This window comes from Streptomyces sp. NPDC008092, from assembly GCF_042957285.1.
Classification (GTDB): domain Bacteria; phylum Actinomycetota; class Actinomycetes; order Streptomycetales; family Streptomycetaceae; genus Streptomyces.
In genome coordinates this window covers 858,723-883,276 of record NZ_JBIBHY010000001.1, presented here as the reverse complement: position 1 = coordinate 883,276, position 24,554 = coordinate 858,723, and the positions used below count along the sequence as shown (strand labels likewise).

18 protein-coding genes and 1 pseudogene are annotated in these 24,554 nt (G+C 71.9%); 5 read left to right on the top strand and 14 right to left on the bottom strand.

Annotated elements, in window-relative coordinates; genetic code table 11:
• Positions 1-41: 41 nt before the first annotated feature.
• Entirely contained in the window at positions 42-701 is a 660-nt protein-coding gene (gene ribA / locus ACFZB3_RS03600; RefSeq protein ID WP_391368971.1) for a GTP cyclohydrolase II, read from the bottom strand.
• 38 nt (positions 702-739) lie between these two features.
• Here ribA and ACFZB3_RS03595 point away from each other — a divergent pair, with 38 nt between their 5' ends.
• Positions 740-1,498 (top strand): creatininase family protein, encoded by a 759-nt coding sequence (locus ACFZB3_RS03595; protein WP_391368968.1) that lies wholly within the window; start codon positions 740-742, stop codon positions 1,496-1,498.
• Between the two features lie 98 nt (positions 1,499-1,596).
• On the opposite strand, the pseudogene ACFZB3_RS03590 reads toward ACFZB3_RS03595, so the two are convergent.
• The 5 genes and pseudogenes from ACFZB3_RS03590 to ACFZB3_RS03570 form a co-directional block, all read right to left on the bottom strand.
• Positions 1,597-2,355, bottom strand: a pseudogene (locus ACFZB3_RS03590) (YbhN family protein); the annotation flags it as partial.
• Positions 2,356-2,474: 119 nt separating this feature from the next.
• Complete coding sequence (locus ACFZB3_RS03585; protein WP_391368966.1) at positions 2,475-3,497, bottom strand: trans-aconitate methyltransferase; 1,023 nt, start codon at positions 3,495-3,497, stop codon at positions 2,475-2,477.
• The gene (locus ACFZB3_RS03580; protein ID WP_391369748.1) at positions 3,494-4,687 is read right to left on the bottom strand and encodes a glycosyltransferase; all 1,194 of its coding nucleotides are present in this window, start codon (positions 4,685-4,687) and stop codon (positions 3,494-3,496) included. The genes ACFZB3_RS03585 and ACFZB3_RS03580 overlap by 4 nt, the downstream gene beginning before the upstream one ends.
• A 5-nt stretch (positions 4,688-4,692) precedes the next feature.
• The gene (locus ACFZB3_RS03575) at positions 4,693-5,091 is read right to left on the bottom strand and encodes a 6-carboxytetrahydropterin synthase (protein WP_391368963.1); all 399 of its coding nucleotides are present in this window, start codon (positions 5,089-5,091) and stop codon (positions 4,693-4,695) included.
• A 160-nt stretch (positions 5,092-5,251) separates the two neighbouring features.
• Entirely contained in the window at positions 5,252-6,235 is a 984-nt protein-coding gene (locus tag ACFZB3_RS03570) for a dehydrogenase (RefSeq protein WP_391368960.1), read from the bottom strand.
• 121 nt (positions 6,236-6,356) lie between these two features.
• On the opposite strand from ACFZB3_RS03570, the gene ACFZB3_RS03565 reads away from it, so the two are divergent.
• Positions 6,357-7,163, top strand: coding sequence for a CDP-alcohol phosphatidyltransferase family protein (locus ACFZB3_RS03565; RefSeq protein WP_391368958.1), 807 nt, complete (start codon positions 6,357-6,359; stop codon positions 7,161-7,163).
• 72 nt (positions 7,164-7,235) lie between these two features.
• Here the strand turns inward: ACFZB3_RS03565 and ACFZB3_RS03560 are convergent, their stop codons facing one another.
• From ACFZB3_RS03560 to fusA, 8 genes are all read right to left on the bottom strand, one after another.
• Positions 7,236-7,979, bottom strand: a complete 744-nt coding sequence (locus ACFZB3_RS03560; protein WP_391369745.1) for a DUF1775 domain-containing protein — start codon at positions 7,977-7,979, stop codon at positions 7,236-7,238.
• A 60-nt stretch (positions 7,980-8,039) separates the two neighbouring features.
• Positions 8,040-8,702 carry a hypothetical protein gene (locus ACFZB3_RS03555; RefSeq protein ID WP_391368955.1) on the bottom strand — a complete coding sequence of 221 codons (663 nt, stop codon included), beginning with the start codon at positions 8,700-8,702 and terminating at the stop codon, positions 8,040-8,042.
• A gap of 135 nt (positions 8,703-8,837) precedes the next feature.
• Positions 8,838-10,712 carry a discoidin domain-containing protein gene (locus ACFZB3_RS03550; RefSeq protein ID WP_391368952.1) on the bottom strand — a complete coding sequence of 625 codons (1,875 nt, stop codon included), beginning with the start codon at positions 10,710-10,712 and terminating at the stop codon, positions 8,838-8,840.
• Positions 10,713-10,867: 155 nt separating this feature from the next.
• Positions 10,868-12,226, bottom strand: coding sequence for a GH1 family beta-glucosidase (locus tag ACFZB3_RS03545; RefSeq protein ID WP_391368950.1), 1,359 nt, complete (start codon positions 12,224-12,226; stop codon positions 10,868-10,870).
• A 38-nt stretch (positions 12,227-12,264) separates the two neighbouring features.
• Positions 12,265-13,104: an ABC transporter permease subunit gene (locus ACFZB3_RS03540; protein ID WP_391369742.1), complete on the bottom strand. Its 840-nt coding sequence runs from the start codon at positions 13,102-13,104 to the stop codon at positions 12,265-12,267.
• Between the two features lie 7 nt (positions 13,105-13,111).
• The gene (locus tag ACFZB3_RS03535) at positions 13,112-14,104 is read right to left on the bottom strand and encodes an ABC transporter permease subunit (protein WP_391368947.1); all 993 of its coding nucleotides are present in this window, start codon (positions 14,102-14,104) and stop codon (positions 13,112-13,114) included.
• Between the two features lie 5 nt (positions 14,105-14,109).
• Positions 14,110-15,426 (bottom strand): extracellular solute-binding protein, encoded by a 1,317-nt coding sequence (locus ACFZB3_RS03530; protein ID WP_391368944.1) that lies wholly within the window; start codon positions 15,424-15,426, stop codon positions 14,110-14,112.
• Positions 15,427-15,922: 496 nt separating this feature from the next.
• On the bottom strand, positions 15,923-18,037 hold the full coding sequence (gene fusA / locus ACFZB3_RS03525; RefSeq protein ID WP_391368941.1) for an elongation factor G: 2,115 nt from the start codon (positions 18,035-18,037) through the stop codon (positions 15,923-15,925).
• A gap of 939 nt (positions 18,038-18,976) precedes the next feature.
• Between fusA and ACFZB3_RS03520 the strand changes: the two genes are divergently transcribed.
• From ACFZB3_RS03520 to ACFZB3_RS03510, 3 genes are all read left to right on the top strand, one after another.
• Entirely contained in the window at positions 18,977-20,212 is a 1,236-nt protein-coding gene (locus tag ACFZB3_RS03520) for an MFS transporter (RefSeq protein ID WP_391368939.1), read from the top strand.
• A gap of 318 nt (positions 20,213-20,530) precedes the next feature.
• A complete protein-coding gene (locus tag ACFZB3_RS03515) occupies positions 20,531-22,495 on the top strand; it encodes a LamG-like jellyroll fold domain-containing protein (protein ID WP_391368936.1) in 1,965 nt (654 codons plus the stop codon).
• A 219-nt stretch (positions 22,496-22,714) separates the two neighbouring features.
• Positions 22,715-24,427 (top strand): carbohydrate binding domain-containing protein, encoded by a 1,713-nt coding sequence (locus ACFZB3_RS03510; RefSeq protein ID WP_391368933.1) that lies wholly within the window; start codon positions 22,715-22,717, stop codon positions 24,425-24,427.
• Positions 24,428-24,554: the final 127 nt, after the last annotated feature.

Sequence of the window (24,554 nt, the reverse complement as noted above, 5' to 3'; positions counted from 1 at the left end):
TCGGTCTCCCCCGATCCTTCCCCGGGAGGCCGCCCGGTACCTCAGGACCAGTGCGCCACCGCGTCCAGGTGGGGCAGCACGTGGTCGAGGCGCTCGCGCTTCGTCCGCAGGTAGGTGATGTTGTTCTCGCACGGCTCGATCAGCAGCGGGACCGTTTCGGCAACCTCGATGCCGTGCCGTACCAGGGACTCGCGCTTGCGCGGGTTGTTGGACATCAGGCGTACCGAACGCACGCCGAGGTCGCTCAGGATGCCGGCGGCGACGCCGTAGTCGCGGGCGTCGACGGGCAGGCCGAGCGCGAGGTTGGCCTCGACCGTGTCCAGGCCCTCCGCCTGCAGGGCCATCGCGCGCAGCTTGGCGAGCAGGCCGATGCCGCGGCCCTCGTGCCCCCGCAGGTAGACGACGATGCCGCTGCCTTCGGCGACGACCGCGCGCAGCGCGGCGGCCAGCTGGTCGCCGCACTCGCAGTGCTGGGAGCCGAACGCGTCGCCGGTCAGGCACTCGGAGTGCAGCCGGGTCAGCACCCGGTCGCTGGCTATGTCCCCGTAGACGAGCGCGACTTGCTCGTCGCCGCGGTCGTGGTCCAGGTAGCCGATCGCCTGGAATTTCCCGTACACGGTGGGCAGCGGTGCATTCACGACGCGTTCCACGCCCGAACGCCGTGGGGACTTCTTGCCGAGTACGCCGATGTTTTCTGTCATGATCTGATTCCTAAGCAGAGACGAAAGGCCGTGAAAAGATGAGTGGTTCGGGCGCGCGTACGGCGGCTTACGGCTTGTTGCCGGCGGACACTACGGAAGAGGTACGGACCAGGGGGGCGGGCGTTTCAACACAGGTCGCCGTCCTTCCCGTGGGGAGCTTCGAACAGCACGGCCCCTACCTTCCGCTCGCGACGGACACCCTCGTCGCCTGTGCCGTCGCCCGGGAGATCGCCGCCGCGTACCCGGTGCATCTCCTGCCTCCGGTGACGGTCTCCTGCTCGCACGAGCACGCGGCCTGGCCGGGGACCGTCAGCATCTCCGCGGTGACGCTGCACGCGGTGGTGAACGACATCGCCGGCTCGCTGCGCCGCTCGGGGGTCGAGGCGCTGGTCGTGGTCAACGGCCACGGCGGCAACTACGTGCTGGGCAACGTCGTGCAGGAGGCGTCGGCGCGGGGCGAGCGGCTGGCGCTGTACCCGGCCGTGGAGGACTGGGAGGGTGCCCTGGATCGGGCCGGGGTGGAGACCTCGGCGCTCACCGACATGCATGCCGGAGAAATCGAGACCTCCATTCTGCTGCACGCTCATCCCGAATTGGTCCGCCCTGGTTACGAGTCCGCTGATTTCACCGCTGACGACCGTCGTCATCTCCTCACCCTGGGAATGTCCGCCTATACCGAGTCGGGCGTCATCGGCCGTCCTTCCCTGGGGTCGGCGGAAAAGGGGAAGGAACTCCTGTCCAGCCTCGCGGATTCCTTCGGCGTGCTTTTCGAACTGCTCACCGCCGGGCGGGAGTAGCGCAGCCCCGCGTACCAGCGGACGACCAGGACCACCAGACCCGGCAGGGCCGCCACGAAGCTGAGGACGCCGTAGACCACGGCCGTGGCCAGCCCGTGGTCCGCGCCGAGGCCGGCCGCGGCGAACGCCCAGGCGGTGACGCCCTCCCGGGGGCCCCAGCCGCCGACGTTCAGCGGCAGGCCCATCGCGACCAGGGCGAGGACGGCGATCGGGACGAGGGCCGCCACCGACGCGGCCGAGCCGGCGACCCGCGCGGCCACCACGAACATCCCGACGTGCCCGGCGAGGATGACCGCCGAGGACAGCGCGACGCCCGGCCCGTTCCGCCGCGACAGCAGTGCGCGGCGGGCCTCGCCGAGGGTGGCGCGCAGGGCGCCGGCGCGCTTGCCCGGGGCCTTGTTCATGCGGACGGCGACCACGATCGCGCACGCGCCGGCCAGCGCGGCCGCCGCCAGCGGGGCGAAGCTGCGCGCGTCGTCACGGACCGGCGAGGGCAGGATCAGCAGCGCGCCCGCGCCGAACAGCGTCAACGCGATCTGCCCCGCGGTGCGTTCGAGGACGACGGCGCGGACCCCGCGCCCGATGTCGCCCTCGCTCTGCCCGTGCCGGACGGCCCGGTGCACGTCGCCGAGGACTCCGCCGGGCAGGGCCGCGTTCAGGAACAGGGCCCGGTAGTAGTCGCCGACGGCGGGCCCGAGCGGCAGCCGGAGGCCGAGGCTGCGGGCCACCAACTGCCAGCGCCAGGCGCTCAGTACGGTGGTGACCGCGCCGATCACCAGGCCGCCGACCAGGGTCGGGGTGTCGATCCGGCGCAGTCCGTCGAGAAAGACGCCGGTACCGAGGCGCCAGAGCAGCACGGCGATGATGGCGGCGCCGACGACGGTGCCCAGGTGGGTGCGGACGGCGCGGAGGTTGAGGCGCCGGGGCACGGCCGGCGGCGTGAGGGGCGCGGACTGCCGGACCAGGGTGGGGGTGCTCACGAGGTGCCTCCGGTCGGCCGGGCGAGCGCGAGCAGGTCACTGTGGTGCACGACGACCCGCAGCTCGCCGGCCGCGTTGGCGGCGAGCCGCTCGGCCAGGTAGGCCTCGGCACGCTCGGCCAGTTCGGGGCGCTCCTCGACCGCGGCGCCGACCCAGCCGCGCAGCCACTGCTCGGTGAGCGCCTTCTCGTCGGGGCCGAGCCGCCACGCGCTGGGGTGCAGCTTCACGGTGGCGCCCCGGTCGGCGAACGCCTCGCAGGCGGCCGTGACCGCGTCCGGGCCGAGCAGTCCGCCGCGCCGCTGGTGGGCGTTGAACGCCTCGGCGAACTCCGCGTCCAGCGGGTGGGCGGGGCTCAGTTCGACCCGTCCGGCGACCGACAGGGTGAGCAGCGCGGGGCAGCCGGCCCCGGTGCAGGCCGCGGCGAGGGTGTCGACCTCCTCCCGGGTGAGGACGTCCAGGAGCGCGGACGCGGTCACCAGGGAGGCGCCGATCAGCGCGTCGGGGGTGAGCCGGGCGACGTCGCCGCGCCGGGTCTCCACGGTGACCCGGCTGCCGTCGGCGGCCGCGCGGGGCGAGGCGACGGCGGCGAAGTGCAGCAGGTAGGGGTCGCGGTCGTGCAGGATCCAGTGCTGGGCGCCGTCGAGGCGGGGCGCGAGCCAGCGGCCCATCGAGCCGGTGCCGCAACCCAGGTCGTGCACGACGATCCCGCCCGCCTTGCCGGGCAGGTTGGCCAGCCGGATCCGCAGCGGGTCCAGCAGGTCGTTCGCCCGGGCGGCCGCGTCCGCGCTCTCCCGCAGCTCCAGCCACTCGGGGGCGTACCGCGGCGGCTCCTCGGGGCCGGCCTCCCGCAGCCGTACGGTGGCCCGCTCGCCCGGACGGGCGACGGGACCGGCCCCGGCTATCACCTCGGAAGGCGCCTGTTCGCGTTCTCGTCCCACTCGTGCATCCGTAGCATCCGTCGGCCCGGGCTGCGCGGGTATCGCGCCGACCGGAGCAGTGGTCGTGGTCTCGCTGGTCATGCCGCCCTCCGGGGTTCGTCAGGGAGCCGCAGCAGGACTCCGGCCAGGCTGCGGGCGGTGGTCGCCCAGCCGTCGAGCGCCGCCCGCCGGCCGCGCGCGGCGGCCTTGAGGCGACGGCGTACGTCCGCCTCGCCGAACCAGCCGCGCAGTTCGACGGCGAGCGCGGCGGGGTCCTCCGGCGGCACGAGGATGCCGGGCACCCCGCCGTCGGGGGCACGGCCGACCGCCTCCGGCAGGCCGCCGACGTCGGTCGCGAGCACCGGGATGCCGCGGGCGAGGGCCTCGGTGACCGCCATGCCGTAGGTCTCGGCGTACGAGGTGAGGACCATCAGGTCGGCGGCCGCGTAGCTGGCGTCGAGGTCCGCTCCGGCGCGGGCGCCCGCGAGGTGCAGCCGGTCCGACAGCCCGTGCCCGGCGATCAGCGACCGCAGGTGGGCGACGTACTCGGGCGCCTGGTCGAGACCGCCGACGCAGGTGCAGGTCCACGGCAGGTCCCGGACCGCGGCGAGCGCCTCGATGAGCCGGTGCTGGCCCTTGCGCGGGGTGACGGCGGCGACGCACAGCAGGTGCGAGACGCCGTCGGTGCCGCCGGCCAGCGGGGCGATGTCGGCGCCCGGGGTGGCCACATGGACCCGTTCGGGGGCCAGGCCGTGGTGCGAGACCAGCCGTCGTACCGCCCAGTCGCTGGTCGCGATCACGGCCGGTACGGCGCGCAGCACCGCGCGCTCGCGGGCGTCGAGGTCGGCGGCCACGGCCGGGTCGAGCCCGGTCTCGTCGCCGAGCGGCAGGTGCACCAGGACGACGAGCCGCAGCCGTTCGGCCTCCGGTACGACGGTCTCGGGCACCCCGCACGCCACCAGGCCGTCAAGGAGGACGACCGTGCCGTCGGGCAGTTCCCGCAGGGTGCGGGCGAGGGCGTCGCGGGCGGCGGTGTCGGGGCGCGGCCAGGAGCCGGGCACCGCGTGCCTGGTGACCTGCCAGCCGAAGCCGGGCAGGTCCAGGCAGACCCGCCGGTCGTAGGCGTTGCCGCCGCTCGGGTTGGCCGGGTCGTCGACGCCGCCGGGCATGACGAAGTGCACGTTGCGCAGGGACATGGGGAGGATCCCGATGCTCGCCGGAGCCTTGCTGTCGGTGGTCGCCGCGCGCTGCGCGGGCACGTAGGTGAGGGCCGACGGGCGGCCGATGGCCATGTCGGTCACAGGGCACGCTCGTAACTCGCCCAGGCGACGTGCGACTCGTGGAGGGTGACGGTCAGCCCGGCGAGGCCCCGGGCGCCCTCGCCCAGCGCGCCCTTCTCGATGCGCTCGGCGAGCCGGTCCGCGACGACCTTCGCGAGGAACTCCGTGGAGGTGTTGATCCCGGCGAAGTCGGGCTCGTTGTCGAGGTTTCTGTAGTTCAGCTCGCTGACCACGGCCCCGAGCTCCTGGGTGGCAAGACCGATGTCGACGACGATGTTGTCGTCGTCCAGCTGCTCACGGCGGAAGGTGGCATCCACGAGGAACGTGGCGCCGTGCAGTCGCTGCGCGGGCCCGAACACCTCGCCGCGGAAGCTGTGGGCGATCATGATGTGATCGCGGACGGTGATGCTGAACAACGGACGACCCTCCAGGTGCGGCGCGTCTGGTCCCCCGGCTGATCCCTGCCGGGGGATGCCCTTAATACGGCTCTTGGCTTCCCCGTGTTCAGTCCACTCTCACTCTTTTCTCAGGTCAGGACCTCTTGGCGGCTCGCACCGGCCGTTATTGGACGTTCCGTCAGCCGTTGTCGCCGTAGCGGACCCGGTGACAGAGGGCCGGAAGCTCCCCGGAGGCGAGCCTCGGGAGCACCTCCGGCAGCTCCTCGAACGTGCTTTCCCCCGTGATGAGGGCGTCCAGCGCCGGGTCCGCCAGCAGGTCCAGGGCCAGGGCCAGCCGGTCGGCGTAGGTGCGGCCGGCGCGGGCGGCCGGGGAGACGGTGCCGACCTGGCTGCTGCGCACGGTGAGCCGGCGGGAGTGGAAGGCCTCGCCGAGCGGGAGCGCGATCCGCCGGTCGCCGTACCAGCTCAGGTCGAGGACCGTGCCCTCCGGCGCGAGGAGCTCCAGCGCGCGGGTGAGGCCCTGTTCGGTGGCGCTGGCGTGCACGACGAGGTCGCAGTCGCCGAGGGCGTCCTCGGGGGCCGCGAAGTCCACGCCGAGGGCCTCGGCCGTCTTGGCCCGGGCCGGGTCGGCGTCGACCAGCTGGAGCCGCAGGCCGGGGAAGCGGGCGAGCAGGGCGGCGACCGAGCAGCCGACCATGCCGCCGCCGATGACCGCGATCCGGTCGCCGACCAGCGGCGCCGCGTCCCACAGGGCGTTCACGGCGGTCTCGACCGTGCCCGCGAGTACGGCACGCGCCGGGGGTACCCGCTCCGGTACCACCGTCACCGCGCTCACCGGAACGACGTAGTGCGTCTGATGCGGATACAGGCAGAAGACGGTACGCCCGATCAGCTCATCGGGCCCCTGCTCGACCACGCCGACGCTGAGGTAGCCGTACTTCACCGGCCCCGGGAAGTCGCCTTCCTGGAACGGTGCCCGCATCACGGCGTGTTGGCTCTCCGGGACCCCGCCCCGGAACACCAGTGTCTCGGTGCCCCGGCTGACTCCCGAGTACAGCGCGCGCACCAGCACCTCGCCCTCGCCGGGCTCCGCGAGGGTGACGTCACGCAGCTCTCCGTGGCCCGGGGAACGGAGCCAGAACGCGCGGGCCGAGGACTTCATCGGCATCCTCCTGAACGATCGGGAAGTGGTTCACGTACGGAGATGTGCACAGCGAGAAGTGCACAGGCCGCGCACAGTACGCGGCGTTGATCGACTCTGTCACTCGGCCGGAGGACGTGCGGTGGCCCTGAACAACACTTACGAAGCCAGGCTGGTCCAGCAGGAGACCGCTGTGGGAGCGGGCGTGCAGATCCTGTTGCTGGCCCTGCTGGGCTCCGCGATCGGTATGGGGCCGGCCGGCTGGCTGACGGGTCTCGCGTTCGCGATAGCCACCTGGGCGGTGCTCTCCCGGGCCCTGCACCGCACCCGGCCGCGCTCCTTCGGCCCCGCCAACCGGGTGACCCTCGGCCGCGCGATCCTGGTCGGCGGCGTCACGGCCCTGGTGGCCGACTCCTTCGAGAGTTCCCCGCCGGTCACCCTCCTGGTCGGCCTGACGGCCGTGGCCCTCATCCTCGACGGGGTGGACGGCAAGGTGGCCCGCAGGACGGGTACGTCCACCGCGCTGGGCGCCCGCTTCGACATGGAGGTCGACGCGTTCCTGATCCTGGTGCTGAGCGTGTACGTCTCGACGCAGCTCGGGCCGTGGGTCCTCCTGATCGGCGGGATGCGCTACGCGTTCGTCGCGGCCGCGAAGGCCGCGCCGTGGCTGAACGCCCCGCTGCCGCACTCCATGGCCCGCAAGACGGTCGCCGCGATGCAGGGCATCTGCCTGCTGCTGGCCGGCGCGGACCTGCTGCCGCACCTGGCCAACCTGGGCGTGGTGCTGCTGGCGCTGGGCTCGCTGGTGTGGTCCTTCGGGCGGGATGTGCTGTGGCTGTGGCGCAACGCACGGGCGGCCTCCCTGGAGGCGGCGCCCGCGGCGGCGGCAACGGAGCGCGTGCCGGATTCCGCCGAGGAGCTGGAGATCCTGGAGCTGGCGGTGCGCTGACCCGGGCACGGCGAAGGGCCCGGACCGTTCCCCGGTCCGGGCCCTTCGCCGTTTGCCGACGGGTCCCGCGCCCTACGACTTCGCGCCGCGGGTCCGTACGACGGCGAACGCGGCCGCCGCCAGGCCGAGGACGCCGACGATCAGGCCGGCGATGCCGAGGCCGCGGGCGGTGGAGTCGCTGGCGTCGGCAGCCGTGACCGCCTTGCCACTGGCCTTGGTGGCGGACGCGGACGACGCGGACGACGCGGCGGTGTCGCCCGCGGCGTCGTCGCCCGCCGCCGTCAGCTTGAGCGTCGGCGCCGGGTTCTCCGGCTCGTCGTCGCCGCTCTGGGCCTCCTCGATCCAGCGGACGACCTTGCCGTCGGAGTAGGTCTGCAGGGTCTTGAAGGTCAGCTGGTCGGTGTCCTCGGGCAGTTGGCCGAAGGCGACGTCGAAGTCCTCGAACTGGCCGGCGCCGATCTTGCCGCCGGTCCAGGTGATCTCGGAGGCGGCCTCGGTGATGGTGCCGTCGTCGGTCTTTACGGGCGTCTTGAGCTTGGTGGTGGTCACCTTGGCGGTCCAGCCGTCGTGCGGGGTGACGAGGACGCCCAGGACCGGGTGGTCGGTGGGCAGGTAGACCTGGACCTTGGTGGTGGCGGCGGTGTCCTCCTCGTTGGGCACGCGGAAGGTCAGCACGCCGTCGGTGGCGCCCTTGGCGTAGCTCTCGGGGTGGACGGTGACGTGCGCGGCGGCGACACCGGCGGCGGCCAGGACCGACGCGGCGGTCAGCGCGGTGACGGTGGCGGCGCGACGGAAGGTGTGGCGGGTCGCGGACATGGCAGACATGGCGGACATGAGTGAGTCGATCTCCGTACGAGTGAAGTCTGTTAGGGAGTTTTACGGGTGTTTGACCGTGTACGGGATCGGGTTCGGGGGGCCGCGCCGGCTCACCGCGTGCCGCAGCGCGAGCAGCGGGCGGGGCCGTATCGGGCCGGCCGGGGCCAGTCGGGGCCGGCCGGCCGGGGCGGGCAGCGGGGCGTCGCGCCACCAGGCGGCCAGACCGGGGACGAGCGCGGCGGTCCGCCTCAGCAGCGACCACAGCGCGGCCTCGCCGCGCCGCAGCCACCAGGAGGCGACGAGCGCGGCGAGGACGTGGGCGAGGGTGGCGTGGGCGGTGAGGACGTGGACGGGCGGGTGATACGGCGCCGAACCGCCCATGCCGGACATCTTCGCCATTCCTGTCATGGCGTGACCGTGCATGTTCATGCGGGCCATGGTCATGGCGGGCGCGTGCGCAGCCGGAGTGACCGCGCGGGCCGCGCCGAAGCCGAAGTGCAGACCGGCCTGGGTGAGGAGCATGCCGACGCCGATCTCCGGCAGCCCGCGCTCCCGCCCCGCGAGGGGCCGCCCGAGGGCGAACACGGCCACGAACCCGGCCGCGTCGGCCCACAGCGGCGGCATGTCACCCATGGCGAGCCCGTGCCCGGCGGCAGCCAGCAGCACGCACACCGCGGCGAACACCGCGGCACGCAGGCTCCGTACCGCCGGTGACGCACTCATGGTGAGCGATCCTCCCACGGTGGGGTGGTACGGGAGGCAGGGACGCCCCGTTCACTCATGACCCGGAATTTCCTGTGCGGTCCGGTCCGGACCTCACAGGTTCGGGCGCGGCCTGCGCGGCGGGCCCGCGCCCGGCTACTTCTTCTGCTCCACCCGCACCCAGTCCACCTCCGCCCGCACTCCCCCGCCCGCGATCTTGTCCACGCTGGACTGCGGCAGGCCCCAGTAGGGGGTGGTGGCCTGGTTCCAGCCGGCCGGGTAGGCGCCGCCGAGGGCGAGGTTGAGGATGACGTACTGGTTGTGGTCGTAGACCCACTGGCCGCGGGTCGACTCCAGGACGTTGCGGGTCGTCTCCTGGACCAGGGTGTCGTCGACGTAGAAGCGCATCGCCGTCGGGGTCCACTCCACCGCGTAGGTGTGCCACTGGTCGATCGTGCCGCCGTTCGGGAAGGTCTGGCGGGCGCCGATGTTGCCGTCGGCCGAGTAGCCGGGGCCGTGGAGGGAGGTGCTGGTCCAGGTCGGGTAGCCGATGTTCTCCATGATGTCGGTCTCGCCGGAGGCGGGCCAGGAGACGGACGGGTCGTCGACGTTGCTGCCGAGCAGCCAGAAGGCGGGCCAGAAGCCGTCGCCGACCGGGAGTTTCATGCGGGCGCTCACGCGGCCGTAGGTGAAGTCGAAGTGGGTGTCGGTGTCGATGCGGCCCGAGGTGAAGTCGTAGGTGCCGCCGCCGGCCTGGGTGCAGCCCTTGCAGTACTTCGCCTTGAGGATCAGCTCGCCGTTCTGGGTCTGGATGTTGTCCGGCGAGTCGACGTACGCCTGTGCCTCGCCGTTGACCGAGCCCATCTCGGTGCCGGTGCGCACGACCCGCCACTTGGAGCGGTCGAGCGAGGAGCCGGTGAAGTCGTCGAAGAACGTGGTCTGGTAGGTGCCGGACTGGTCGCCGGGGAGGGCGGGGTAGGCCGCGGAGGCGCTGCCGCCGGTGCCCCAGACCTGGAACTCGTAGAGGGAGTAGCCGAACTGGGCGGTGTAGGGCGCCGGGTTGTAGAAGCTGCGGCGCTCCTTGCCGAGCATGCGGACGTATCGGCCGGTCGCCGGGGAGGGGAGCGTGACGGTGTCGTGCAGGCCGGAGGCGTCCGAGGGGGACACGACGTTCGCGCGGCGGGCGGCGATGTCGGCGGCCGACGGCTCGTACACCGTGCGCCAGTTGACGTTGTCGTCGGAGACCTGGAGGAGGTAGTCGACGGCGTACGCCGACTCCCAGTAGAGGTCCACGGAGGAGATCGTGGAGGTGGCGCCGAGGTCGACCGAGATCCAGCGGTCGGCGTTCCAGTCGCTCGACCAGCGGGTGTAGTCGCCCTTGAGGTCGGTGGGCCGGCCGCCGTCGGTGGCGAACGCCGGTGAGTTGCCCGCGTGCTGGTAGTAGTTGGAGTACGCCGGGTGGTTCAGGGCGAGGTTGGTGACGGTCGAGGACGCGGGGGCCGGTTCGCCGCCGTAGACCTTGAAGTTCCAGAGCGAGTAGCCGTAGGGGGTGGCGCGCTCGATGCCGCGCATCCGGACGTAGCGGCCGGTGACCTCCTGCGGGTAGGTGTGGGCGGTGACCGAGCCGCCGGTGCCCGCGGTCTCGGTGTAGAAGGGCGTCCAGTCCGTGCCGTTCCTGGAGGCCTCCAGGACGTACCTCTTGCCGTACGCGGCCTCCCAGTCGAGCTGCACGCTGTCGATGCGGATCGTGGTGCCGAGGTCGATCTGGATCCAGGCGTTGTCGGCGAAGTTGCTGGACCAGCGGGTCGCGCCGTTCGCGTCGAAGGCCATGCCGGGGGTGGTGCCGGCGTTCTCGTAGCCGGAGGCGGTGACGGCGGAGGGGTTCGCGGCGTAGGCGGTGTTCGCTCGGTCGGTGTCCCAGGTCACGGCGGTGGCGGCCGCGGATGCCGGGGCGGCCAGGATCGTGCCCGGGGTCAGCAGGGCGGCTGCCGCGAGGGCGGCCAGGACGGTACGGGGGATGCGGGTCGGCATGTGGGTCTCCTGAGCGTCGGCAGTTCCTTCGGTTGTGTTGTGTGCATGACAGATCAAGCTCCGTGCCCGGTGCTCGTGCGCAGGACGATGACGCATGAGGGTCGTATGTGCGGTGGGCGCGGAACTCCCCTGGTCCGCGCCCACCGCGGTGTGTGTCAGGCCGCCCGGCGGGCCTGTCCCCGGTGTTCGCGGATGATGTCCGCGTACCGGTGGCCGCTGCCCTTGATCGTGCGGACCTGGGTGCGGTAGTCGACGTGGACCAGGCCGAACCGCTTGTCGTAGCCGTACGCCCACTCGAAGTTGTCCAGCAGCGACCAGGCGAAGTAGCCGGCCAGCGGGGCCCCCTTGCGGGCCGCCGAGGCGCAGGCCGCGAGGTGGGCGACCAGGTACTCCTGGCGCTCGGGGTCGTCGACCGTGCCGTCGGGGCGGACCACGTCCGGGTAGGCGGAGCCGTTCTCGGTGACGTAGATCTTGCGGGCGCCGTACTCCTCGGTGAGGCGCAGCAGCAGCGTCTCGATGCCGCTCGCGTCGATCTCCCAGTCCATGCCGGTGCGCGGGACGCCGGGGCGGTAGATCGAACGGGCGTAGGGCGCGGGGCCGTTCGGGTCGTTCTCGATGTAGGCCGGGAAGTAGTAGTTCAGGCCCAGCCAGTCGAGCGGGGTGGCGATGGTCTCCAGGTCGCCCGGGCGCTCGGGGAGTTCGACGCCGTAGGTCTCGACCATGTCGGCCGGGAAGCCGCGGCCGTGCACCGGGTCCAGCCACCAGCGGTTGACGTGTCCGTCGTGGCGGCGGACGGCGGCCGCGTCCTCGGGGCGGTCGCCGGCGGCGAACACGGTGGAGAGGTTGTTGACGATGCCGACCTCGGCGCCGGGCGCGGCGGCGCGGATCGCCTGGGCGGCCAGGCCGTGGCCGAGGAGCAGGTGGTAGGAGGCCCGGACGGCGGCCGTCAGGTCGGTCCAGCCGGGGGCCATCTTGCCCTCCAGGTGGCCGATCCAGGCGGAGCAGGAGGGCTCGTTGAGGGTGGTCCAGTGGTGGACGCGGTCGCCGAGGCGTTCGGCGACGACGGAGGCGTACGCGGCGAAGTGCTCGGCGGTCGCCCGCTCGGGCCAGCCGCCCCGGTCCTGGAGGGCCTGCGGCAGGTCCCAGTGGTAGAGGGTGACCGACGGGGTGATGCCGGCCGCCAGCAGGGCGTCGATCAGCTCGTCGTAGAAGTCGAGGCCCTTGGCGTTGACCGGGCCGTCCCCGCCGGGCCGCACGCGCGGCCAGGCGACCGACAGCCGGTAGGCGTTCGCGCCCAGTTGGCGCATCAGGCCGATGTCCTCGCGCCAGCGGTGGTAGTGGTCGCACGCGACGTCGCCGTTGTCGTCGTTGTCGATCTTCCCCGGGGTGTGCGAGAAGGTGTCCCAGATGGAGGGTGCACGGCCGTCCTCGGCGACGGCCCCCTCGATCTGGTACGCCGCGGTTGCGGTGCCCCACAGGAAGTCGTGCGGGAGGGCGGCGAGGTCGATGGTCACGAAATTCCCTTCGGAACTGGGCTTGTCATGAGGGGGGTTCACTTGACGGCGCCGGCGGTCAGCCCGGCGACGAGGTAGCGCTGGAGGAGCAGGAACCCGGCCACGACGGGCACGCTGACCACGAGCGAGGCGGCCATGATCTGGTTCCAGTACACGTTGTTGAGCGTGGAGTAGCCCTGGAGGCCGACGGCCAGGGTGCGGGTGGTGTCGTTGGTCATCACCGACGCGAAGAGCACCTCGCCCCAGGCGGTCATGAAGGCGTAGACGGCGACCGCGACGATGCCGGGGATCGCGGCGGGTACGACGATCCGCAGCAGCGCGCCGAGCGGTCCGCAGCCGTCCACCAGCGCCGCCTCGTCCAGGTCCCGCGGCACCGAGTCGAAGTACCCGATCAGCATCCAGATCGAGAACGGCAGCGAGAACGTCAGGTAGGTGAGGATCAGGCCGCCGCGGGAGCCGAACAGGGCGATGCCGGTGGCGTTGCCGATGTTGACGTACAGCAGGAACAGCGGAAGCAGGAAGAGGATGCCCGGGAACATCTGCGTGGACAGCACGGTGACCGTGAAGACGCGCTTGCCGCGGAACTCGTAGCGGCTGACCGCGTAGGCGGCGAACACCGCGACCACGACCGAGCAGACGGTCGCCGCGACCGACACGATCAGCGAGTTCACGAAGTACCGGGCGAGCGGGATCGTCGACCAGATGTCGATGTACGGGCGGATGGTCAGCCCGCTCGGCAGCCAGCGGAACTTGCCGGTGACGTCCGCGAGGGGCTTGAGCGAGCTGGAGACCATCACGTACACGGGGATCAGCACGAACCCGGTGAGCAGCGTGAGGAAGATCCGCCGGGACCAGAGGAAGGACCGCGGCGGGGCCATGGGCGAGCTAGACATCCGAGGTCCTCCGTCCGCGCGAGGTGAACACCAGGTACACGCCGGTCACCACCAGCAGGAAGAGCAGCAGGAGCACGGACATGGCCGAGCCGGTGCCGAAGTTCCAGGTGACGAAGGAGGCCTGGTAGATGTGGACCGAGATGAGGTCGGCGGCCTCCGGCGCGGACTTCCCGAACAGCACGTAGGGCGTGTTGAAGTCGTTGAACGTCCACAGGAACAGGACCAGGACCAGCACCTGGTTGACCGGGCGCAGCGACGGCAGGGTGATCCGGCGGATCTGCTGCCACATGCCGGCGCCGTCCAGGGCGGCCGCCTCGTACAGCTCCCGCGGGATGTTCTGGAGGCCGGCCATCACGATCAGGAAGGCGAACGGCCAGCCCTTCCACACCGACACGATCAGCAGGGCGTAGAAGCTGTTGTCGCCGATCAGCCAGAAGGACGGCTTGTCGGTGAGGTGCAGCTGGTCGTGCAGGACGTGGTTCACCAGGCCGTTGTCGTGCTGGAACATGAACACCCAGGTGATGACGGCCGCGTAGACCGGCAGCGCGTACGGCACCAGGAACAGGGTGCGCAGCAGGCCGCGGCCCCTGAAGTTGTCCTGCATGAAGACCGCGGCCGCGGTGCCGATCAGCCAGCACAGGCCGACCGAGAGGAGGGTGAAGCTGACGGTCACGAAGAAGGAGTGCAACAGGGCTTTGCCGATCGGGGCGTTGAACTCGACCGACAGCTTGTAGTTGTCGAACCCTGCCCAGGGCGCGGTGGTCCAGTCGCGGATGTAGAACTGGGTGAGCTCCTTGAAGCTCATCACGACGCCGATGACCATCGGGATGAGGTGCACGAGGAGTTCGAGCAGCAGGGCGGGCAGGAGGAGCAGGTAGGGCAGTCCGATCCGGCGGATCCGCCCGGGGCGGCGGCCCGAGCCGCCCGCCGCCCCGGGGGAGTTCACCCGCGCCGGTTCTTGCACAGCGGTGGTGGTGGTCGTCATCTCGTTCAGGCCGCCGGCATCTGCTGCTGGGCCTTCTCCAGCTCGGCCTTGACGGAGTCGGTGGTGATGGCGCGGCCGGCGGCGGCGTCGGCGAACAGGTTCTTCACCGCCGTACCGACCGTGGTCTCGAACTGCGACTCCGCGGCCACCTGCGGCAGGGCCGCGGCGCTGGTGGCGAGGGTGTTCTTCAGGACGGAGTTGGCCGGGGTGTTGAAGGCCGCGTCCTCCTGGGCGGTCTTGACCGGCGGGATGGAGCTGTAGGCGGTGTTGAGGATCTTCTGCTCGTCGTCGCTGGTCATGAACTTCACGAACTTGGTGGCGCCGTCGAGGTTCTTGGTGTTCTTGAAGACCGCCAGGTTGATGCCGGCGACCATCGAGTTGACCTGGGTGCCGGTGCCGGGGGTGCCGGACTGCACGGGCACCGGGGCGATGCCGTAGTCGCTGTCGCTCATGCCCTGCGACTTGAGGTTGGAGGAGGCCGACTGCCACAGCAGCATGGCCTGCTTGCCCTTGGCGAAGTCGCTGACCGACTGGTTCTGCGCGTACTCGGCGTCACCGGTCGGGATGACCTTGTCCTTGGCCATCAGGTCGACGTACTGCTTCACCGCGGCGACGATGTTGTCGTTGGTGAAGTCCGGCTTGCCGTCGGCGGTGAAGAAGTCGGCGCCGTGCTGCTTGGCGAAGACGAAGACGTGGTGGATGTTCTCCGAGACGTTGCCGCCCTCGGCGCCGAGGACCGACTTGCCCTTAGCCGATATCTTCTTGCCGTCGGCGATCAGCTCGTCCCAGGTGGCCGGGGGCTTGGCGATGCCGGCGTCGGCGAAGATCTTCTTGTTGTAGTAGAGCGCGTACGCCATCGAGTACAGCGGTACGGCCGCCGGGTCCTTGCCCTCGGCGCCCGTGGAGCCGAGCGCGGAGTCGACGAAGCGGTCCTTGCCGCCGATCTTGCCGAAGTTCTTGGCGTCCCAGGGCAGCAGCGCGCCGGTCGCCTGCAGCGAGGCGCTCCAGGTGTTGCCGATGTTCAGCACGTCGGGGCCCTGGCCGGAGGTGGTCGCGGTGAGGATCCGGTTGAGCAGGTCCGACCAGGGCACGACCTCCAGCTTGACCTTGATGCCGGTCTGCTTCTGGAACTTGTCGAGCTCCGGCTGGAGCACCTGCTTGTCGACCTCGATGCTGGCGCCCTGGTTGGAGGCCCAGTAGGTGAGCGTCTTCGGGGAGTCGTTGGACCCGCCGCCGGTGGACGAACCGCCACCGCAGGCCGTGGCCGCGAGGGCGAGAGACATGGTGACGGCGCCTACGGCCGCGGCTCGGATGCTGCGCATGGCTCCAGCTGTGCCTTTCCGGGAGTCGAGAACCCCGAGAGGGCTTCGCGACGGCCGGCGCCCGCGAGTGCGGACGCCTGGACCGACGTTCGGCTTCCGAAGCCCCTCATGGCTTAATTTAGGACGTGAGTTAATCCCCCGAACGGTAGCTCGTCAAGGGATCCGGCACGGGTATCCGTGCAGGCGGGCCGGGGAACAGCCGGTTCCGGAGCGATGCTACGCCCACGCCCGACGGCATGACCTGGGCCGAAGCCGGGTGACCTGCGCGGAGAGGGGCCGGATGCCGTTCCACAACGGTTGTGTTTCGACGAGCGGTTGCCGGGGGCGGGGGCGAGGTACGGAGGGGGGGCGAGGTGCGGGGGGGGGCGAGGTACGGAGGGGCGAGGTACGGAGGGGGGGCGAGGTACGGAGGGGGGGGCGAGGTACGGAGGCCGGGGAAGTCGCCCCTGGCCCCCGCACCGGTGCCACCGCACGCACCGACGTCACCGCACCGGTGTCACCGGGCCGTGGCCCCGGCCGGCGCCGGGGCGTGGCCCGACGGGCGGGTGGTGAAGGTGCCGCGGCCCCGGGTGCGGCCGCGCAGCCGGGTCGCGTAGCCGAAGAGCTCGGCCAGCGGCACGGTGGCGGTCAGCACCGCCGAGCCGCCCCGCGCCGCGGAACCGGTGACCCGGCCGCGCCGGGCGGCCAGGTCGCCGAGCACGCCGCCCACCGCGTCCTCGGGCACGGTGACCGTCACCTCGGCGACCGGCTCCAGGAGCGTCATCGCGCAGGCCCGCAGGGCCTCCCGGAGGCCGAGCCTGCCCGCCGTGCGGAACGCCGTGTCGGAGGAGTCCTTCACATGCGTCGAGCCGTCGGTCAGGGTGACCCGCAGCCCGGTGACCGGATGCCCGCCGAGGGGGCCCTCGGCGAGGGCGTCCCGGCAGCCGGCCTCGACCGCGCGGACGTACTCCTGCGGCACCCGGCCGCCGACGACCGTCGAACGGAACTCGAAGCCGGCCCCGGGGCCGGCCTCGCGCCCGCCGTCGTGGCCGCTCTCGCGCCCGTCCTCGTACCCGAGGGGCTCGACGTCCAGGACGACATGGGCGAACTGCCCGGCCCCGCCGGTCTGGTGGACGTGCCGGTGGACGAAGCCGGTCACCCCGCGGGCCACGGTCTCCCGGAGGGCGACCCGCGGCCGGCCCACCGTGACCTCGGGGCCGCCGTCCCTGCGGATCTTCTCCACCGCGACCTCCAGATGCAGTTCCCCCATCCCGGACAGCACGGTCTGCCCGGTCTCGGCGTCGGTGCGCACCACCAGCGAGGGGTCCTCCTCGGCCAGCCGGGCCAGCGCCCGGGCCAGCCGTTCGGTGTCGGTGCGGCGGCGCGCCTCGACGGCGACCGAGACCACCGGTTCCGCGACGGCCGCCGGTTCCAGGAGCAGCGGGGCGTCCGGAGCGCACAGCGTGGCGCCGGGGCGGGCCGACTTCAGCCCGGCGACGGCGACGATGTCACCGGCCACCGCCCGGTCGAGGGGCTCGTGCCGGTCGGCCATGACGCGGACGATGCGGGCGACGCGTTCGGTGCGGCGGGCCGCCGGGTCCCACACGGTGTCTCCTTTCTCGATCGTGCCGGAGTAGACCCGGACGTGGGTGAGGCGCCCGGTGGCGGTCGCGGTCACCTTGAACGCGAGCGCGGCGAACGGCCCCTCGGGGTCGGCGGCGCGCCGCTGCTCGGCGCCCCGGTGGGTACCGCGCACGGCGGGGACGTCGAGCGGCGCGGGCAGGTAGGCCACGGCCGCGTCGAGGAGCGGTTCGATGCCGCGGTTGCGGTAGGCGGAGCCGCACAGGACGACGACGCCGTCGCCGCTCAGGGTGAGGTCGCGCAGCGCGCCGGCCAGGGTGGCGGTGGACAGCCGGCCGGGCGGCGCGCAGAACTCGTCCAACGCGCCCGGGTGCAGCGCGGCCACCGCCTCCTCCAGCAGGTGCCGGCGCCGCTCCGCCGCCTCCCGCAGCTCCTGCGGAACGGGTCCCTCCGTCGCCGTACCGCCGTCGTCCGCCCAGACCAGCGCCCGCATGCGCACGAGGTCGACCACGCCCGTGAAGCCGCCCTCCGTGCCGATGGGCAGCTGGACGACGAGCGGGGCCGGGTGCAGCCGGGCGCGGATCGACTCGACGGCGCTGTCGAGGTCGGCGCCCGCCCGGTCCAGCTTGTTGACGAAGGCGATCCTGGGGACGCCGTGCCGGTCGGCCTGCCGCCACACCGACTCGCTCTGCGGCTCCACGCCGGCGACGGCGTCGAACACGGCGATCGCGCCGTCGAGGACGCGCAGGGAGCGTTCGACCTCGTCGGCGAAGTCGACGTGGCCGGGGGTGTCGATGAGGTTGATGCGGTGGCCGTCCCAGGCGCAGCTGACGGCCGCGGCGAAGATGGTGATGCCGCGGTCGCGTTCCTGGGGGTCGAAATCGGTGACGGTGGTGCCGTCATGGACCTCGCCGCGTTTGTGAATGGTGCCGGCGGCGAAGAGGATGCGTTCGGTGACGGTGGTCTTTCCGGCGTCGACGTGGGCGAGGATGCCCAGGTTGCGAACGGTGGCAAGGGGATTGACGGAGTTCGTGCGGAGTTCGGCGCGCATGGCCCGGTGCCTTTCGAAAGCGGTTCCCCGACGGGGGGCCTGGAATGGGCGGCGCAATTTCCCGTGCGGCGAAGTTCGCCAAGCGCGGCTGACGGCATGTCAATGTGCGGGCATATGCCGGTGGTTGAGGGATCAGTCGCGCGTCACGGAGTCCGGTACCGGCCGCGCGGCGGGCACCGGAGAGACGGGGACACGAGGATCACCTCGTAGCGGGAACGGGGAGAGGCGGCGGCCGTACGGTCGCGCATGGCTCTCTCCCCTCTTTCGTCCGAACTCGTCGCGGCAAAGCGCCGCAGCCGGCTTCTCCGGCTACGGTGCGTATACGGGGTGAGTGTAGGCAGGGCGTACGGGGTGGGGCACGCGGTTTTCGACCGGGCGGGGGGCCACACCATCCCGAGATGCCGGTTCGTTCCCTTTTCTCCGGTCGGCAGGGAATGGGGAGCGACGTTGTCCCGGCATTTTCCGGTCATTCATCCGGACGGCATCGATAACTCGGCGGACCCGGGAGGCCCATTCCGGATCGGCGCGGCCGGGTGGGAACGGTTCACCGGCCGAGACCGCCGCAACTCCAGCGATTGGCCGAAAAGCAGGCTTTACGGCCCCCAGCCGGACATCGCCACGCCCATCTCCCGCTCCGACGCCACCGCCCCGGGAAAGGACGTCCGGAACGCCCCGGATGCACATCGTCCCGGGTGATGCGCCGAACCCCTCCGGCTGTGCCGGCCCAGCCGGAGTTGATGTGGAACATGTGTGGAATTTTGGTGAAGTGCTGTTCATGGCTGAGAAATTGGAACCCCGCCCCGGGTTCGGGCGGGGCGCACAATGGCCGGGAAGGGGCCCTTCCCGGTGGCCGGTGAACGCTCCAGCAGTTCACGAGCAGGCCTAATCTGATGCGCGAGCAGACCGAATGGGCCCGGCAAGTGAACGGACAGGACTCGATTGGACACGGAAAAGACGCGGAGAACACCGTTCGCCGCGCTGCGCCGCGCGACCGCGATGCCGGTCGCCGCGCAGGTGCTCATCGCGGGAACGCTCTTCTCCCGTCTCGGTGACACGCTCGCCTCCCTGGGACTGGTGCTGCACGCCGCGGACGGCGGCATCCGCTTCGGGGTGACCGAGGTGATGCTCGCCGAGCTCATCCCCACGGTGCTCGCGGCACCCTTGATCGGCACGGTGGTGGACCGTTTCAGCGCGCGTGCGGTGTGCCGCTGGGCCCTGCTGGTCCAGGCGCTGTCCCTCGGTGCGGCCACCGCGGTCGGCGGGTTCCACGTACGGGTGGCGCTGATCGCGCTGTCGGCCCTGGCCGGAGTGGCCTCGGTGGCCGCCGGCTTCAAGATGCTGCCGGTCGTGGCGGGCGAGAAGTACACCGGCCGGGCGAACAGCGTGCTCACCGCGGGCCTCTCCGTGGCCGGCCTGATCGGGCCGCCCCTGGCCGGCTTCCTGAGCTCCCTGTGGGGAACCCGCGCACTGCTCGCCACGGACGCGGTCTCCTTCCTGGTCCTCGCGGGCTGCACCACGCTGGCGGTGCCGAGCACCGTGGACGTGGCGATCGGCCGCCGTCCCGCCACCAGGCTCGCGGACGGCTACCGGGCGCTGCGGGACGCGCCGGTGGTGGGCACGCTGATGCCGGCGCTCGCGGCGGCGATGCTGGCGACCAGCATCGAGAGCGTCGCGGGCGTCTACTACCTGCGCGGTGTGGCCGACGGCAACGACACCGTCTTCGGTCTCTTCCTGGCCACCTGGGCGCTGGGCTCGATCCCGGGCGCGCTGTTCGCGGGCCGCGCCGGGTGGTCGGACCGGCACACCCTGCTGATCCTCGGCGGCGTCTCCGGGATCGGCCTCGGCCTGCTCCTCGCCGGCCTGATCCCGGTCGCCTGGGCGATTTTCCCGCTGTTCCTCGCGGGAGGCTTCGGCAACGGCGCGTGCAACGTCGGCCTGCGCAACGCGGTGCACTCGCACGTGCCGGCCGAGGTGCACGGCAGCGCCTGGGCCTGCTTCCAGGCGCTCTCCCGCAGCTGCATCGGCCTCGGCTATCTGCTGGGCACCCCGAACAGCCTGGTCTCCAGCCGGGGCCAGGTGATCGTCTCGGGTGTCATCCCGCTGGTCGCCATGGTGCTGGCCGCCCTGGTCGTCGTCCGTCGGGGCGCATCCACCGTGACGGAGTCCTCCGCCTGAGCGACCGACCGGCTGGTCGGAAAGTAGCGCGCCCCATGGCACGCGCCTGACCGGCCACTTCACACCGGAACGCGGCGCCCGCCGAGCCCGAGCCCGACCCTGAAGCCGGTACCGGTACCGGTACCGATGCCGGTGCCGGTGCCGGTGCCGGTGCCGTTGGTCACGGGGTTCCCGGCGGTGTGCCGCACCTGGGCGGACGGTGATTCAGGTCCCGGACAGACGGCCGCTCTTCGCCTGTCACCTCTTGGCCGCCCCGCCGGGAGCCCTGCTCGGTAGCGTCGTCGCCGTTTGAGCCATCGGCACCGGAAAGGCGGGCCCATGTCCCATCGAGACGACACCCCGGCACAGGAGAGCAGCGGGCAGAACCGTCGTGGTTTTCTCCGCAGCACGGCGCTGGCCGGTGCGGGCGCGGCGGCCGGCGGAGCCGGCGCGGCCGTGCTCGGCGCGCCGCCCGCGGCCGCCGCGGAGGCCACCGGCGGCGCCCGGACCGGCACCTGGAGACCTGATCCGACCGCCCTGCGGTTCACCCTCGCGGTCATGCCGGACACCCAGTTCCTGTACTGGGGCAGCCAGGACAGCGTCAACCGGACCCCGCAGGAGGCGTCGTTCCGCTACGTCGTCGAGAACAGCGGGGACGCGGACGGCGGCAACGGCGACAACATCGTGTTCATGGCGCACCTCGGCGACCTGACCCAGGACGCGGACCCGTCCTCGTTCCAGCAGGTCGACAAGGCCTTCGCGCTGCTGGACAGGCACGGTGCCGCGTACAGCGTGCTGGCCGGCAACCACGACGTGAGCGGCGACGACAGCCGCGGCGACACCGCGTACCTGCGGACCATGGGCCCGCAGCGGTTCGCGCACGCGAAGACGTTCGCCGGGGCCGACCCGACCGGCTACAACACCGCGCACATCTTCCGGGCCGCCGGCCGCTCCTGGCTGCTGCTCGCCCTGGACTGGCGGACCAGCGAGCAGGGTTTCGCGTGGGCCGAGGGCGTCGTCAAGGCCCACCCGGAGCTGCCGGTGATCCTCACGACGCACGACCTCGTCTACTCCGACTACGATGACAACGTTTTCCCGTACGAGTCCGGCGACCCCGAGGACAACGCCGTGCTCTCGGCCTACGGCCGGACGGTCTGGGACCGGCTGATCGACGGCAACGACCAGATCTTCCTCACCCTCAACGGCCACTACTGGCCGCCCGCGCGGACCACCGCGAAGAACGCCGCGGGCAATGATGTGCACCTGCACATCACCAACTACCAGAACCGCTACTTCGGCGGTGGCGGCATGATCCGGCTGTACCACTTCGACCTGGCCCGCAACACGATCGACGTGGAGACGGTCAACCCGTGGATCCTGGACCAGGAGCCGGAGTCCCGTTCCCCGCTGGCGGCCGAACACGCCCGGATCACCGGTCCGGTGGACTCCTTCTCGGTGCCGATCGACTTCGAGCGGCGCTTCTCCGGCTTCGCCCCGGTGCCGGCCCGGCCCGCCCGGCCGGCCGCCCGGGAGCTGGTGAAGGGCACGCTGGCGTACTGGCGCTTCGACGGGCAGGGCGCGCCCGGCACCGCGCTCACCGCGGGCGACACCGTCCGCGACCTGTCCGGCAGGGGCAACGACCTGACGGTGGTGACCCTGCCGGGCACCGCGGCCGACGCACTCACCTGGTCCGCCGACCACCACCCCGACCAGCCCGCGCACGCCAGCCTGAAGTTCGGCGGCGGCCGCAACCCGCTGCACGGCTCGTACCTGACCACCGGGGCGCGGGCCCCGCTGAACGGCGAGACGTTCGAGTCCGGCTACACCATCGAGACGTTCGTGATGCTGCCGCTGGACTGGGACGCCGGGAACAACGGCTGGGCGTCGGTACTCAGCCGCCGCGGCTCGGCCGGGGACGCCGGAAAGCACGGCAGGAACACCGACCCGGGCGAACCGGTGCTCCAGCTCTCCATCTCGAACAACGGCCGCGAGCCGCAGTTCAACCACTACCCGCTCAACGACACCTACCCGACCACCAACTGGGGGCACGGCCTGGTGGAGCTCAGGTGGTGGCACCTGGCGGTGGTCAACGACGGCCGCCGCACCCGGCTGTACGTCGAGGGCGCCCCGGTCGTCGACAACCCGAACCGGCTGTCGGCCGGCCTCACCTCGCTCGGGCTGCCGTGGCTGGTGGGCGGACACGAGTACGCGGGCGCCGTCGACATGGTGTTCCACGGCAGCGTCGGTGACATCCGGATCGTGAACCGCCCGCTGGGCGCGGGCGAGTTCCTGACGGCGCGGTGAGCCGGGTCTCCCGTCCCCGGCGGCGTTCGCCGGGGACGGGAGACGGCCCCGGCGAGGAGGCGGTGCGGGGGCGCCCGGCGGCGATACCGTTCGTGAATGGTATGGAGTTGGTCTAGTCCTCTTGACTGAGGGGCCCCGTCGGCGCTTTGGTATGTACCAAATCCCGGCCCACCCCCCCACCACTCCGCCCTCGATGGGCATCCCGAAAGGGCCACTGTCATGCACCTGGCAAGATTTGCGGCCTCCGCGTGTGCGCTCGCACTCGCGGCCACCGGCGTCACCGTCGCGCTGGCCCCCGCCGGCAGCGCCGCGGGGAGCAGCGTCTACTCCGTGGCTCCCTACGTCGACATGTCGAACGGTCAGGAAGGACTGCTCGACACCGCCATCACGGGACACGGGCTCAAGGCCTACACGGCGGCCTTCGTACTCGGCGAGGGCTGCACCCAGATCTGGGGCGACACGCTCCCCATAGGCAACGACTCGTACACCGACCCCGAGATCGCCAGGGCGAAGTCCGAGGGCGCCTCCGTCATCATCTCCTCCGGCGGGGCGAGCGGTGAGCCGCTCGCCTGGACCTGCTCGACCCAGAGCAGCATCGACGCCGGGTACCAGGCCATCATCAACGACTACGGCGTCACCCAGCTCGACTTCGACGTCGAGGGCGCCGCCATCGCGGACACCGCGGCCGCGGCCCGCCAGATGCAGGCGATGAAGGACCTCAAGGCGTCCAACCCGAACCTGCAGTTCTCCATGACCCTGCCGGTGCTGACCAGCGGACTGACCGGCGACGGCGTCAACATCCTCAAGGCCGCGAAGACCGCGGGCATCAAGATCGACGTGGTCAACGTCATGGCCATGGACTACTACGCGGGCACCGGCACCGAGATGGGCCAGGCCGCGGTCTCCGCGGCCAAGGCCACGCTGGCGCAGATGCAGTCCGTCGACTCCTCCTACACCTACGCCAACCTCGGCATCACCCCGATGATCGGCAAGAACGACGACGGGTCCACCTTCACGCTCGCGGACGCCCAGACGGTGGAGTCCTTCGCCGCGCAGAACGGCGTCGGGCGGCTGTCGTTCTGGTCTGCCAACCGGGACCAGCCGTGCAGCGGCAGCGCCAACTCGCTGTCCACGTGCAGTGAGATCAGCCAGAACTCGCTCGCGTTCACCGACGCGTTCGTGCCCTACGAGGGCAGCACGGGCGGTGGCGGCGGAGGCACCACCACGGACTTCTCGCTGTCCCTGTCGCCGGCTTCCGCCTCGGTCGCCCAGGGCGGTTCGGCGACCGCGACCGTCGGCACGGCCGTCACCTCCGGCAGCGCCGAGTCCGTCAGCCTCTCCGCCTCCGGCGCGCCCTCCGGCGTCAGCGTCTCCTTCAGTCCCACCTCCGTGACGTCCGGCGGCAGTTCGACGCTGACGGCGACGGTCGGCTCGTCCGTGGCCGCGGGCACCTACCCGATCACGGTCACCGGCACGGCCGCGAGCGGCAGCCACACCGCGACCTACTCGCTGACGGTCACCTCCTCCGGCGGCGGGGGCGGGGGCGGCGGCGGCTCGCTGACCAACGCGGGCTTCGAGACCGGCAGTCTGAGCCCCTGGACCTGCACGGGCGGCAGCGCGGTGGTCTCCGGCCCGGTCCACAGCGGCAGCCACAGCCTCCAGGTCACGCCGAGTTCCAGCAGCACCGGCGAGTGCGACCAGAGCGTGACCCTGTCCGCCAACCACACCTACACCCTCACCGCCTGGGTGCAGGGCCCGTACGCCTACATCGGGGTGAGCGGCGGCGCCACCGCGAGCACCTGGTCCAACAGCAGCAGCTGGAACCAGCTCACGGTCAGCTTCACCACCGGCAGCAGCGGAGCGGTCACCGTCTACGTGCACGGCTGGTACGGCCAGTCCAATGTCGACGCGGACGACTTCACCCTGAGCTGAGCGCAGGCACGACGGTGAGGGGGCCGGGTGGCCCCGGGGGGGCCCCGGGGGCCCGGCCCCCCCCCCCGGGCCCCGGACCGGCCGAAAGGGGCCCCCCGGGGGGCAGCCGCGGGGGGGGGGCGCGGCG

Coding starts and splice junctions, on each gene's coding strand:
- ACFZB3_RS03585 (WP_391368966.1), bottom strand. CDS start 3,497: ATGACCAGCGAGACCACGACCACTGCTCCGGTCGGCGCGATACCCGCG.
- ACFZB3_RS03595 (WP_391368968.1), top strand. CDS start 740: ATGAGTGGTTCGGGCGCGCGTACGGCGGCTTACGGCTTGTTGCCGGCG.
- ACFZB3_RS03555 (WP_391368955.1), bottom strand. CDS start 8,702: ATGAGTGCGTCACCGGCGGTACGGAGCCTGCGTGCCGCGGTGTTCGCC.
- ribA (WP_391368971.1), bottom strand. CDS start 701: ATGACAGAAAACATCGGCGTACTCGGCAAGAAGTCCCCACGGCGTTCG.
- ACFZB3_RS03510 (WP_391368933.1), top strand. CDS start 22,715: ATGCACCTGGCAAGATTTGCGGCCTCCGCGTGTGCGCTCGCACTCGCG.
- ACFZB3_RS03570 (WP_391368960.1), bottom strand. CDS start 6,235: ATGAAGTCCTCGGCCCGCGCGTTCTGGCTCCGTTCCCCGGGCCACGGA.
- ACFZB3_RS03535 (WP_391368947.1), bottom strand. CDS start 14,104: ATGACGACCACCACCACCGCTGTGCAAGAACCGGCGCGGGTGAACTCC.
- ACFZB3_RS03560 (WP_391369745.1), bottom strand. CDS start 7,979: ATGTCCGCGACCCGCCACACCTTCCGTCGCGCCGCCACCGTCACCGCG.
- ACFZB3_RS03515 (WP_391368936.1), top strand. CDS start 20,531: ATGTCCCATCGAGACGACACCCCGGCACAGGAGAGCAGCGGGCAGAAC.
- ACFZB3_RS03530 (WP_391368944.1), bottom strand. CDS start 15,426: ATGCGCAGCATCCGAGCCGCGGCCGTAGGCGCCGTCACCATGTCTCTC.
- fusA (WP_391368941.1), bottom strand. CDS start 18,037: ATGCGCGCCGAACTCCGCACGAACTCCGTCAATCCCCTTGCCACCGTT.
- ACFZB3_RS03580 (WP_391369748.1), bottom strand. CDS start 4,687: ATGGCCATCGGCCGCCCGTCGGCCCTCACCTACGTGCCCGCGCAGCGC.
- ACFZB3_RS03540 (WP_391369742.1), bottom strand. CDS start 13,104: ATGGCCCCGCCGCGGTCCTTCCTCTGGTCCCGGCGGATCTTCCTCACG.
- ACFZB3_RS03550 (WP_391368952.1), bottom strand. CDS start 10,712: ATGCCGACCCGCATCCCCCGTACCGTCCTGGCCGCCCTCGCGGCAGCC.